Origin of the sequence: Desulfosporosinus sp. FKA (assembly GCF_002196785.1) — a bacterium.
GTDB lineage: Bacteria > Bacillota > Desulfitobacteriia > Desulfitobacteriales > Desulfitobacteriaceae > Desulfosporosinus > Desulfosporosinus acididurans.
Genome location: NZ_NAHZ01000031.1, coordinates 36839 through 49712 on the forward strand (window position 1 = coordinate 36839; position 12874 = coordinate 49712).

Here is a 12874-nt window from a genome sequence, read left to right on the forward strand (position 1 = left end):
AGAAGGGATTTTTGGAGAAATGACGAATATAATAGCGTAAGAAAATTGGACTAATTGACCATGCCAATAAGGACTAAGCCAAAGGGCTGAAACTTGGTTAAGAGGTGGGTAAATGGATCTCGATCGTAAGAGCGGAGTTCCCTACTACATACAGCTCAAAGAACAAATCAGACGTCATATTACTCAGGGAGTTTGGGCTGCAGGTATGAAATTGCCAACTGAACGGGAACTGGCCGCGAGTTTATCCGTGAGCCGCAACACAGTCAGTCAAGCTTATAAAGAACTTGAAAGCGAAGGGGTATTAAGTTCAGCTCAAGGAAAAGGGACGTTTGTAGCCGATACGTTATTGATTATGCAGCAGGAGGGACGCAAAGAGAAGGTCCTGCGGATTATTGATGTAGCTTTGGAAGAGGCTGTTGGCTTAGGTTTTAGTATTGATGATTTTGTCTCCTTCGTTCATGTGCGGGGGATGGAGAAAAAGCATTTTCTGTCACGGGTGAAAGTAGCTTTCATTGAATGTAACCCTGAGCAATTAAACGATGCGCGCTGGAACCTTGGCCCGGGTGTTAGTTTGCTGCCTTTTTTGCTCTCTGAACTTCAGGAGTCACCTGTGGTTCAAAAACGTTTAGCAAGTATGGATATGCTCGTTACAGGAGTAGCCCATTTGTCAGAGGTAAAACGATTATTTGAGAAGTTCAACTTGCCTATTTTGGGAGTTTCACTCCAGCCAAAGCTGGAAACTATCGTCCGGATCGCCAAATTGACGGTAGGACGGGACTTGGCCTTAGTTTGCGAGAGCAGTCTTTTTGCAGAAAAGGTTATTAATGCTTTAAATCAAGCGGGGCTTCATCCTGCCTTTCGGACGTTGATACAGCCTGATGACATAAAATTGCGCGAGTCGTTGCCCGCTTGCGGAGCAGTAATTTTTGCGCCGAAGCTGCGGCTCCGGGTTGAAAAAGTTCTTCCGGATAATATGGAATGTATCGAATTTCGCTTCGAACCGGATACTGGGAGCTTAAATTTGCTGCGCGGTGCTTTACTGGAAATAAAGGAGGGTAAGCGTTGAGGAAACAACGGGTCATTGGTTTATTCGATTCGGGAGTTGGCGGACTTACGGTGGCCAAACAAATTCTGGAGCAGCTGCCCGATGTTCGAATCGTCTATTTTGGAGATACGGCTCGAGTGCCTTATGGAAACCGTTCCCAGGAGGAGCTGATACGTTTTGGGGAAGAAAGCGTCAGTTTTTTGATCGGGCAAGGGGCGGAAGCTATCGTCGTTGCCTGCAATACAAGTTCTGCTACCGCCCTTCCCGCACTCCGGGAGAGGTTTGATATTCCGATGATCGGAATGATTGACCCCGGTGCCCGCTTAGCCGTCAAGAAAACCATAGCGGGCCGAATAGGGCTGATTGCCACGGAAACGACGGTACGCAGCAAAGCGTATTCTTTAGGGGTTAGCCGCGCTCTGGCCCGAGGAAGTGTGCCGGAGAATGAGGACCTGCGTTCGGCCTGGCAGCATGGGGAACAGGCCATTGCCCTGGTCAAAGCACAGGGTTGTCCTCTTTTTGTTCCTCTGATCGAAGCCGGGTTAGCCGATTCTTGGCAGGCACGGGGAATTGCCAAGACCTATCTGGCGCCTCTTCAATCCTCCGGGATTGATGCTTTGATTCTCGGCTGTACCCATTATCCCTTTTTGGAACCGGTTCTTAAAGAAATTTTAGGTGAAGATGTTCTGATTGTTGACCCTGCTCTGGCCGTGGTAGAGGAACTTAAAGAATTGCTGGGGCAGATGAAGCAGCGAACTGAAGCAAAATTCGATCCTTCCTTAGAATCAGTATCAACGTCAGCTGCCTCAGGGAAAAGCCAATGGCGAGCCCGTTATTTTGTCAGCGGAGATCCGGAGCTGTTCAGACAAGTGGGAAATACACTTTTGCAGGACTCGATCGAATCCGTTGAACAAGTCCATTTTGTGGACGGCTCCATGAATTTTTAAATCTTAGTTGGTTTCCATTATTTAAAAAAGCCGGGAGGAATTAATCGTGAAACAAAAGACCTTGGTATTAGGGGTAATCGGTTCAGATGTTCATGCTGTCGGAAACCGCATTTTGGATTATGCCTTTACTCATGCCGGTTTCAAAGTAATTAACATCGGAGTGCTGGCAACTCAAGAAGAGTTCATTAATGCTGCCATCGAGACAAATGCCGATGTCCTGCTCGTTTCATCATTGTATGGCCATGGTGAGATGGATTGCCGAGGACTGCGTGAAAAATGTCAGGAAAAAGGAATTGGTGACATTTTAATGTATGTCGGCGGTAATCTGGTTGTGGGGAAACAAGATTTTGAATCGGTTAAAGAACGCTTTTTGGCAATGGGCTTTAATCGCGTTTACCCGCCGGGTACTATGCCCGAAGTTCCCATTAAAGATTTGCGAGAAGATTTAGGGATGAGCGAAGAATAAAGGGGGAATGAGCCTTGCAAGCAGTCCTTCTCATCGATTTTGGCAGTACTTACACGAAAGTGACGGTCGTTGACCTTGATTCGGAAGAGATCGTTGGTACCGCCCGGGCTGGAACGACGATTGAAACCAATATTATGGATGGTTTGAATAAGGCGCTGGCTCAGATACCTGAGCCGTCGGGTGGATGGAATTTTGTCCGTAAACTTGCCTGCAGCAGTGCGGCAGGCGGCTTGAAAATGATGGCCAGCGGCCTGGTTAAAGAATTAACCGCTGAAGCGGCCAGAAGAGCTGCTTTGGGAGCGGGTGCCAGATTGCTTGAAGTATTCAGCTACGAGTTAACGGCTCAAGATCTGGAGAAGATTATTGCGGCTAAGCCGGATATTTTCTTGCTGGCAGGAGGCACGGATGGCGGAAATAAGGAAATTTTGCTTAAAAATGCGGAACTGCTGAGCACTCTGCCTATCAGTCTGCCGGTGGTGGTCGCCGGCAATAAAGCCGCTGCGGTTCAAGCTGCAGACCTGCTCAGACAACGGCATGCACCAGTGGTGGTGGCGGACAATGTGATGCCTGATCTGGGAGTTTTGGCCGTCGATTCGGCCCGCATGGCTATACGCGATATATTCCTCAGCCATATTGTCCATGCCAAAGGTTTAGATAAGGCGGAAGAGTTCCTGGAACGGATTATGATGCCTACTCCGGCGGCGGTATTGTCGGCAGCGGAATTGTTGGCTGAAGGATCCGGCTCAGAGCGTGGACTGGGTGAACTGATGATTGTTGATGTCGGGGGAGCAACGACGGACGTTCATTCCATTGCCAAAGGGGACCCGAGTAAACCGAGCGTCACCCTCAAAGGATTGCCGGAACCTTTTGCCAAACGAACTGTTGAAGGCGATCTAGGCATGCGTTACAGCTCAGAGGCTTTAGTGGAAGCTTCAGGCCGGCGCTTGTATGATTATTTAGGTTGGACGGATGAGCAAGTAGCCAGTCAACTTGGGCTATTCAAAGAAAATCCATGGCGAATACCTCAGACCGACGAGGAAGCCGAATTTGACGCAGCTATGGGCCGCATGGCCGTTGGCTTGGCTGTCGACCGGCATGTCGGGACGATTGAAGTTATTTACACGCCTTTTGGAGCAACCTATGTCCAGCGCGGCAAAGATTTGACACCGCTGCCTGTGGTGATTGGGACAGGAGGAGTTTTGCTCTATCACCCGAGTGCTTTGGAAATTCTCAAGGGTTCCCTTTTCGACTCTGCCGAACCGACTCTGCTGAAACCGCAAAAACCCAGGTTTTATCTGGATAAAGATTATATTTTAGCAGCCATGGGTTTGCTGCGTGAAGTTGCGCCTCAAGCTGCGCTTCGAATGATGAAAAAATACGTGGTTGAACTATAGGAGGGTATAACGATGGAATTAACAGTCCGGCAAATGGATGCTGAAGAATTTCAGCGTCAGCGTCAGGAGGTCTTAGGACAATGGGAGACCGGTAAGGACGTCAATTTCGAAGAAGCAGTTGCCTATCATAAGGGATTGCCCAAAAGCAAAATTTTTGCTGAGAAACTGGCGGAAGGCAAAGAGAAGGGGATTACTTTTGCCCAACCGCGTGCCGGTGTGGCGCTGATTACAGAGCATATTGAATTGCTGCGCTGCCTCCAGGATGAAGGAGGCGCAGATTTTCTGCCTACGACGATTGACTCCTATACACGGCAGAACCGCTATACGGAAGCACAATCCGGAATTGAGGAAAGCCGAACAATCGGGCGTTCGATGCTGAATGGCTTTCCGGCAGTGAACCATGGGGTTGCAGCCTGCCGGCAAGTCGCTGAGAGTGTTCAGGTACCTGTTCAGGTACGTCATGGTACTCCGGACGCTCGGTTGTTAGCAGAAATTACGATCGCCGGAGGTTTTACGGATTTTGAAGGAGGAGGTATTTCTTATAATATCCCCTACTCCAAAGATGTTTCGATTGAGAGTACGATTAAGTACTGGCAATATGTTGACCGGCTTATTGGCTTGTATGAAGAACAAGGGGTAAAAATTAATCGCGAACCGTTCGGTCCCTTGACCGGGACACTTGTTCCACCCGCGATTTCTCACGCTGTGGCTGTAATTGAAGGAATCCTGGCTGTGGCTCAGGGAGTTCGCAGCTTGACCTTGGGTTATGGTCAATGCGGTAACTTGATTCAAGATGTCGCCGCTTTGCATACTCTGCCGGTCCTTGCTGAGGAATATATGGAGAAGCTTGGGTATCCTAAGGCTATGATTACCACCGTATTTCACCAGTGGATGGGCGGATTCCCCCAAGACGAAGCTAAGGCTTTCGGCGTTATTTCGTGGGGCGCTGCTACGGCTGCCTTAGGCAAAGCGACGAAGGTTATTGTGAAAACGCCTCACGAAGCCTTGGGTATACCGACCAAAGAAGCCAATGCGGCTGGGATTCGAGCTACAAAACAGGTATTGAACATGTTAAAAGACCAGACTCTGCCGATGACAGAGGAACTGGCTTTAGAGGAACAGATGATTTTGGCGGAAACCAGGACTATTTTGGATCGCGTCTTAAGTCTCGGTGAAGGCGACATCGCTGTGGGTACTGTTCGGGCGTTCCAGGCAGGCGTTATTGACGTTCCTTTTGCTCCCAGCCGTTTTAATGCCGGCAAAATTTTACCGGCGCGGGATACTACGGGAGCTGTAAGAATGCTCGATTTTGGCAATCTTCCCTTTGATGAGACGATCAAGGATTTCCATCGTGAACGCATTGCCCAACGGGGACGTGATGAGGGCCGAGATCCTTCCTTCCAGATGGTCATCGATGATATTTATGCTATTGGTAAAGGAATGCTCGTCGGACGGCCAAGGTAAGACGAGTGGGAGCGAAATACTTTAACTGAACAAGTTATACTTGAAAAATGAAAGAAGCTAGGGAGGAAACATTATCATGAAAATTGTTGACATAATTGCATCGCCGGGACTTACAGGATTTTATTTTGACGATCAGCAGGCCATTAAAGCAGGAGCCGGTCATGACGGTTTCACTTATACCGGCGAACCGATGACCCCGGGGTTTAAAGCTGTGAGACAGCGCGGAGAGTCTATTTCCGTGATGTTAATCTTAGAAGATGGGCAAGTCGCTTCAGGAGATTGTGCTGCCGTTCAGTATTCAGGAGCGGGCGGCCGTGATCCCCTCTTTTTGGCGGAAGAATTTATTCCCATTATTTTGGAGGAAATTGCGCCTAAGCTTTTGGGCCAGGAACTCGACTCTTTCCGTCACTTAGCAGCTTTAGTGGAAAATTCCAAACGTCCTAACGGAGACCGTTATCATACGGCTATTCGCTATGGAGTCAGCCAAGCAATTCTTGATGCTGTTGCCAAAGCTAAGAAGAAAACCATGACGGAAGTTATTCTGGAAGAATATGATCTTCCTATGATTCTGGAACCTGTTCCGATTTTTGCCCAAACAGGTGATGATCGCTATGATAATGCTGATAAGGCTATTATTAAGCGTGCTGGAGTATTGCCTCATGCTCTGATCAACAACGTGGAAACAAAGCTGGGCGTTAACGGGGAACTGCTTTTAGACTATGTCACCTGGCTGAGAAATCGTATTCTCGCTATTGGCGGAGATGATTACCGGCCGGTTTTGCATATTGACGTTTATGGAACCATTGGGATTGCCTTCAAAGATGATACTCAAAAAATGGCTGAGTATTTTGCCAAACTGGAAAAAGCGGCTGCTCCGCTGCATTTGCGGATTGAAGGTCCGATGGATGCCGGCAGTACTGGAGGACAGATTGCTCAGCTGAAAGCTCTGCGGGTGGCTTTGAAAGAGCGTGGCGTGAAGGTGGAAATCGTTGCTGATGAGTGGTGCAACACCTATGAAGATATTGTTGAGTTTGTGGATGCTCAGGCGGCGGATATGGTGCAGATCAAAACTCCGGATCTTGGCGGGATTCAAAATACTATTGAAGCAGTGATTTATGCTAAAAAGTATGGTGTTGGTGCCTATGTTGGAGGGTCCTGCAATGAAACTGATGCTGGCGGACGTACGGCTGTTCATGTTGCTTTGGCAAGCCGTCCGGATCAGATGCTGGCTAAGCCTGGGATGGGCGTCGATGAGGGGTATATGATTGTGCATAATGAGATGAATCGGACGTTGGCGCTGTTACGGAGGAAGGCGTCATCGCGTTAGTTTTTCTTTGAAAATTGGGTCCTTTGGAAATGGGGCCGTTCGGGTCAGGGAGCTTCGCCCACACCGTTCACTCAGCATTCCAAGGCTCGCTCACTCGTTTGCGTGGGAGCTCTGCCGAACCTCAGGGTAATACCTGATGTGAACCACGGCTCCGCTCTCCTACGCAAACTTTGTGAGCCTAACCGCCTCTCCATGCAATGAGTTCACTCTTGTGGGCGAAGCTCCCTTCCTCTGAGGTCTATGGGCTTTTCTGGGTTAACAATCTTAGAACGAAGACTGGGTTTCCTTATTGGGTTAGATGGTAGGGGGCTGGTCTTCTCTTTTTTGTGTCGATGCTAAAGTCGACGCTAAAGTCGACCGGATGGCGCTATTGAGGGATAAAGGTGGATTCTGGGGTCGGGCAGCTTCGCCCACACCGTTCACTCAGCATTCCAAGGCTCGCTCACTCGTTTGCGCGGGAGCTCTGCCGAACCTTAGGGTAATACCTGATGTGAACCACGGCGCCGCTCTCCTGCGCAAACTTTGTGAGCTTTACCGCCTCTCCATGCAATGAGTTCACTTTTGTGGGCGAAGCTGCCTTCCTCTGAGGTCTATGGGCTTTTCTGGGTTAACAATCTTTAGACGAAGACTGGGTTTCCTTATTGGGTTAGATGGTAGGGGGCTGGTCTTCTCTTTTTTATGTCGAGGCTAAAGTCGACGCTAAAGTCGACCGGATGGCGCTATTGAGGGATAAATGTAGATGCTATGGGTCGGGCAGCTGAGCCCATGTTGTGCACTTTCGTGCTACGTGTGGATTGGCTGGTGTTCGCGAAGGATGTTATGATGCTGAGAGGGGATGGCGACTTAACTTTTCGGGCTGAAACCTTTACAATAGAGAGCGTAAGTAATTTAAGCTATGCTATGCGCAAGGACAAGGGGAAGAGGCTTTTATGGGTAAAATTGGTTTGACGACGACGGTGCCGGTTGAGGTTATTTTTGCGGCAGGTGAAACTCCGATTGATTTAAATAATATTTTTATTACTGCTTCTGATGCGATGAAGCGTGTTGAGGATGCTGAGTTGGCTGGTTTTCCGAGGAATGTCTGCGGCTGGATTAAGGGTTTGTATTCCAGTGCGCTGCTGGATTCTGAAATCCGCCGTATTGTGGCTGTTACTCAAGGGGATTGCAGTAATACTCATGCTTTGATGGAGACGTGGGAAGTTATGGGTATTGATATAATCCCTTTTGCGTTTCCTTATGATGGTGATCCTGATATGCTTAGGCTGCAAATGGACAAACTTATTATTGCTTTAGGAGCAACTTGGGAGGGTGTAAAGGAGCAGAAAAGGCGGCTTGATCGAGTCCGGGCCTTGGCCTGGGAGATTGATCGGCTGACTTGGGAAGAAAATCGGGTTAGGGGATTTGAGAATCATCTTTATCAGGTTTCTTGCTCGGATTTTAATGGTGATCCGGAACGATTTGCCCGCGAGATGGAGGAGTTTATCCAAGAGGCTCGTCAAAGAGAATCGTTAGCTGAGGGGGTGTTGTCCCAAGGCCGGAAAAAGACACGGGAGGTACGATTGGGGTTTATCGGTGTTCCTCCGATTTTTCCTGAGATTTATGATTTTATCGAGGTGCATGGGGCCCGTGTCGTTTTTAATGAGGTTCAAAGGCAGTTTTCTATGCCTTTTTCAACGGAGGATATTATTGAACAATACAGGCGTTACACCTATCCCTATCAAGTTTTTCAGCGGATTGAGGATATTCGTGATGAAGCGGAACGACGTCAGTTGGATGGAATTATCCACTATACCCAAAGCTTTTGTTACCGTCAAATCGAGGATTTGATTATTCGTAAAAAATTAGATTATCCGATCTTGACTTTAGAAGGTGAGAATCCGACGGGGCTGGATGCACGGAGCAAGATGAGGATTGAGTCATTTTTGAGCATGTTGAAGGATTAGAGAATATTAAAATAAGGCGGCGATTCATTTCCCAACTAAAGAGTTGGGAGCTGAATTGCCTTGTGAGGTTAAAATGTCTATGCAAACGATTTGTGGTATTGATCTAGGAAGTCGAAGTGTTAAGATTGCTCTCATGCAATCCTCAACGGAATCGGATTCCTTAGTGATTAAGCGGCTGGAGAGGTTAGATACTATCCGTTTTTATCGAGAGTATGGACGTAAGCACGATGGGAAGCTGGTCGTGAATTTTGAAGCCTTGGGCTTGCCTGAAGTTGACAGTCTTGTATCGACCGGTTATGGCCGAAATACCTTAGAGCTTGCCGGTGGAGAAGCGATTCCGGAATTAAAAGCTCATGTTCTGGGTGCTGTTTACCAAACGGGGCTTAAGGATTTCACGCTCGTTGATTTAGGGGGGCAGGACAGCAAAATCATTCAGGTTCGCCGAGGCAAAATGATTGACTTTATGACCAATGATAAGTGTGCGGCCTCCTCAGGGCGTTATTTGGAAAATATGGCCAATATTTTAGATTTGTCTCTTGAGGAGCTTGGTCAGTATGCAGATGCTCCTGTGGAGCTGAATTCTACCTGTGCGGTGTTTGGAGAAAGCGAACTTATTGGCAAGATTGTTGAAGGCTATCCGATTAAAGAGCTGGCAGCGGGCGTCAATGCCACGATTGTTAAGCGAATCTTACCCCTTCTGCGTTCTTTTGAGGGAGAGGTTTTAGTCTTTACCGGGGGTGTTGCCCACAATCAGGCGGTGACAAGGCTTCTGCAGGAAGGGACAGGGAAGCGGGTGATTATTCCGCAAGAACCTCAATATAATGGGGCCATAGGATGCTGCATTATGGGCAGCGATTTTTGAAAATGTTTGTCTTGACAAGAAGGATTATAGGGCTTGAAACAAGAATAATACGAAATGCACCGATTTATAAGAACGCGAAAACCTCGAAATGTTCGGCGATATAAATAATGAAAAAAAGAATTAAATGTCTTAGAAAATTGAGGCAAAAGAAATTGAGGTAAGCAGCTCAGGAGGGTTAATTGATGAAACAACGAAATTTCAAGTTTGTGGCGTTAGTATTATGCTTGTTAATCACTACGTTATTCTTTCCCCAAAAGGCCCTGGCTTTAACGGCTCCTATAGCGCCGACAAGTGTTAATGCTACCGCTCTAAGCAGCAGTCAAATTTCCATAACCTGGGATCCTGTGGGCAGTTCGACAGCCTATTATGTTTACCGGGGAACTTCTTCCTCCGGGAATTACTCGATTGTCGGTACGACAACAACTACAAATTTTAACGATAGTGGGTTATCTCCGGGCACCGCCTATTATTATAAAGTTCAGGCGGCCAATATCCTTGGGGGCGGAGCATACTCCAATGCAGTTTATGCTGTTACTCTAACTTCATCTAGCACGCTGTCCGCTCCGGCAAATTTAACGGCTACGGCAGCGAGCACAAGTCAGATCTATTTGACTTGGAATGGCGTTAGCGGTGCATCCTACTATTATGTTTACAGGACAACGGCGAACTCAGGTACATATACCCTTGTCGCACAGCCTAGTACTACTAGTTTTACGGATATAGGCTTGTCGATGAATATTACGTATTATTACAAGGTTCAGGCTGTATGCGGTGGCGGGGTAAGCGGCTATTCTGCCGTTGCTTCTGCGACACCGATGAATTCAATTGGGGCTCCCGCAGCCCCGACAAACCTTATCGCTACAGCCCCTAGTACAACCCAAATTAAGCTGACCTGGAATCCGGTTAGTTATGCAACCAACTATTATGTTTACAGATCAAACTCGCCGTCGGGACCGTTTTCAACGATGGCAGTACCCGATAGCCCGTACTACACCGATTCTGGCTTAACTCCGAACGTTGCTTACTATTATAAAGTTGTGGCCGGGAACAGCTATGGGACAAGTGCGGATTCTCCCGTAGTTTATGCGACAACAACAATTTCTAACACGGTCCCGGCAGCTCCCAGTAATCTAACCGCCACTGCTGCCAGTAGTACTCAGGTCTATTTGACCTGGAATGCTGCGAGTAATGTGAATTTTTATTATGTCTATAGGTCAACATCACCTTATGGAACTTACGCTATCGTTGGTTCGCCGACAACGGCCTATTATAATGATTCTACCGTATCGGCCAATACAACCTATTATTATAAAGTAGTTGCTGTTGGTAATGCGGGGCCAAGTGCGGATTCCGCCATTACGAATGCGACAACCGTCGCCAGCGGGGGTTTAGCCGCCCCTGCAAGTTTGACTGCGACGGCCATAGCGAGCACTCAAGTCTATTTGACTTGGGCACCTGTAACTAATGCAACGTATTATTCTGTTTTTCGGTCCACCTCTCTAACCGGAACATTCACTGTCGTCGGCGTACCGACGACAACGACTTATACAGATAACACAGTTTCGGCATTTACGACTTATTATTATAAGGTCGTAGCTGTCGGCAATTCGGCTACCAGCCCGGATTCGGCCATTGTCAATGCAGTAACGACATATTCTAATGGCGCCTTGCCGACGCCGACCAATCTAACGGCGACTCCCCAAAGCACCAGCCAAATTTACTTGACTTGGAGTGCCGTTCCCAATGCCACCTATTATAATGTCTACAGGGCTCTTTCGCCTTCGGTGACATATACCAATATAGGTATGGCAACGAGTACAAGCCTTACTGATTCCAGCTTAACAGCAAACACTACCTATAATTACAAGGTGGTTGCGGTAGGAAGTAACGGTCCCAGTGCCGACTCGGCCGTCGTCTCTGCCACAACAATGCTTACCAATAGTGCCCTGTCGACTCCGGCTAACCCTACAGCAACGGCCTTAAGCACCAGTCAAATTTACTTGACTTGGAGTGCCGTTCCCAGCGCCGCCTCTTATAATGTGTACAGGGCCGCTTCCCTCTCTGATACCTATACTAGTATTGCTACAGTTTCTACCTTAAATTATACGGATTCCAATCTGACCCCGAATACCACCTATTATTACAAGATTCAGGCGGCGGGCAGTTCAGGGTTAAGCTCATTTTCCTCTGTAGTTTCGGCGGCGACTACCGGATCGGGCAGCTCTACGCCAACAAATACCTCACAAATTCCCTCCCAACGATTGGCGGGGACAGATATGTATGGGACGGCCGCAGAGGTGGCTAAAGAGTGGAATACCTCTTACTTTGCCGTTATCGTCAGCGGAGAAACTTTTTCTGATGCCTTATGCAGCGCTCCTCTGGCTGAAGAGCATAATGCACCCCTATTGCTGACGACTAAGAATACATTGAACGATCAAACTAAAGCACAGCTTACGCGTTTGAAAGTCAAGAGTGTTTTTATCGTAGGCGGAGTTGGCGTTATTTCTGCGGCAGTTGAACAAAGCATTAAAGATATGGGAATTCAAGTTACGAGAATTGCAGGAAACGACAGTTACGAAACATCGGTAAAAATCGCTCAAGCTATGAATCCAACGAGTCAAGCAGTTGTTGCCAGCGGTGAAACCTTCCCAGATGCTTTGTCTATAGCTCCTGTTGCGGCAATGAAGGAAATTCCTATTCTGCTGACCTCAAAGAATACTCTCCCGCAAAGTGTGAAAACCTATTTAAAGGGGATACAAAGTACTTATGTTGTAGGCGGTACAGGGGTTATCAGTGATAATGTTTTTAATCAGCTTCCTTCTCCCACAAGACTTAGCGGCCAAGATAGATATGATACGAATATCAGTGTCATTAAAGCTTTTGCAGGCCAATTGGATTTTAGCAAATGCTATATATCTACAGGTGAAAACTATGGCGATGCTCTGGCTGGTTCAGTTTTAGCTTCTATGTCAAAGTCCCCAGTCTTTTTAGTAAGTAATCCGGTGGAGCAGTCAACTCTTGATTATATGGGAAGCATCTCCGGCAGTATTAAAAATGAAGTTGTCTTCGGAGGAACAGTTGCTGTACCGGACAGTGTTTTATCGAGTCTTAATGGTTCAAGCACAACAAATGTATCAAATGTATCCACGGCCATATCTGCACCAAGAATCGCTACGGCATCCACTGTAAGCTCGAGTCAAATAAACCTTAGTTGGGATGCAGTAAGTGGTGCGACGAGTTATTATATCTTCGGCGCCACATCCTCTACGGGTACATTTACCCATATTGCTACAGTAACAACAAATAGTTATTCCAATACCGGTCTGTGGGCCAATACAACCTATTATTATAAAATCCAGGCCGTTAACGGTTCCGCTGCCAGTCAATTTTCGCCCGTTGCTTCAGCGACGACATCGAGTTAAAATA

General features: G+C 47.6%; 9 protein-coding genes. All 9 read left to right on the forward strand.

Translation table 11 applies throughout. From position 1 onward, the window contains the following. The first annotated feature begins 112 nt into the window (after window positions 1-112). The 9 genes from B5771_RS15260 to B5771_RS15305 all read left to right on the forward strand — a co-directional run bounded on the left by B5771_RS15260 (window position 113) and on the right by B5771_RS15305 (window position 12870). A complete protein-coding gene (locus tag B5771_RS15260) occupies window positions 113-1066 on the forward strand; it encodes a GntR family transcriptional regulator (protein ID WP_088188312.1) in 954 nt (317 codons plus the stop codon). Then, a complete protein-coding gene (locus B5771_RS15265; RefSeq protein WP_088188313.1) occupies window positions 1063-1992 on the forward strand; it encodes a glutamate racemase in 930 nt (309 codons plus the stop codon). The genes B5771_RS15260 and B5771_RS15265 overlap by 4 nt, the downstream gene beginning before the upstream one ends. A gap of 46 nt (window positions 1993-2038) precedes the next feature. After that, on the forward strand, window positions 2039-2458 hold the full coding sequence (glmS, locus tag B5771_RS15270; protein WP_047811543.1) for a methylaspartate mutase subunit S: 420 nt from the start codon (window positions 2039-2041) through the stop codon (window positions 2456-2458). A 14-nt stretch (window positions 2459-2472) separates the two neighbouring features. Further along, on the forward strand, window positions 2473-3852 hold the full coding sequence (gene glmL / locus B5771_RS15275) for a methylaspartate mutase accessory protein GlmL (protein WP_088188314.1): 1380 nt from the start codon (window positions 2473-2475) through the stop codon (window positions 3850-3852). Between the two features lie 12 nt (window positions 3853-3864). Continuing rightward, entirely contained in the window at window positions 3865-5316 is a 1452-nt protein-coding gene (locus B5771_RS15280) for a methylaspartate mutase subunit E (protein WP_088188315.1), read from the forward strand. A gap of 76 nt (window positions 5317-5392) precedes the next feature. Next, window positions 5393-6643, forward strand: a complete 1251-nt coding sequence (locus B5771_RS15285) for a methylaspartate ammonia-lyase (RefSeq protein WP_088188316.1) — start codon at window positions 5393-5395, stop codon at window positions 6641-6643. 929 nt (window positions 6644-7572) lie between these two features. Next, window positions 7573-8586: a 2-hydroxyacyl-CoA dehydratase family protein gene (locus B5771_RS15295; protein WP_088188318.1), complete on the forward strand. Its 1014-nt coding sequence runs from the start codon at window positions 7573-7575 to the stop codon at window positions 8584-8586. Between the two features lie 79 nt (window positions 8587-8665). Continuing rightward, window positions 8666-9448 (forward strand): acyl-CoA dehydratase activase, encoded by a 783-nt coding sequence (locus B5771_RS15300; protein ID WP_088188319.1) that lies wholly within the window; start codon window positions 8666-8668, stop codon window positions 9446-9448. Between the two features lie 182 nt (window positions 9449-9630). After that, window positions 9631-12870 (forward strand): cell wall-binding repeat-containing protein, encoded by a 3240-nt coding sequence (locus tag B5771_RS15305; protein ID WP_088188320.1) that lies wholly within the window; start codon window positions 9631-9633, stop codon window positions 12868-12870. Window positions 12871-12874 lie beyond the last annotated feature (4 nt).

What these genes read in the sequence shown, in the direction of transcription:
- B5771_RS15260 (WP_088188312.1), top strand. Translation starts at nt 113, where the DNA reads ATGGATCTCGATCGTAAGAGCGGAGTTCCCTACTACATACAGCTCAAA.
- B5771_RS15280 (WP_088188315.1), top strand. Translation starts at nt 3,865, where the DNA reads ATGGAATTAACAGTCCGGCAAATGGATGCTGAAGAATTTCAGCGTCAG.
- B5771_RS15285 (WP_088188316.1), top strand. Translation starts at nt 5,393, where the DNA reads ATGAAAATTGTTGACATAATTGCATCGCCGGGACTTACAGGATTTTAT.
- B5771_RS15295 (WP_088188318.1), top strand. Translation starts at nt 7,573, where the DNA reads ATGGGTAAAATTGGTTTGACGACGACGGTGCCGGTTGAGGTTATTTTT.
- B5771_RS15300 (WP_088188319.1), top strand. Translation starts at nt 8,666, where the DNA reads ATGCAAACGATTTGTGGTATTGATCTAGGAAGTCGAAGTGTTAAGATT.
- B5771_RS15305 (WP_088188320.1), top strand. Translation starts at nt 9,631, where the DNA reads ATGAAACAACGAAATTTCAAGTTTGTGGCGTTAGTATTATGCTTGTTA.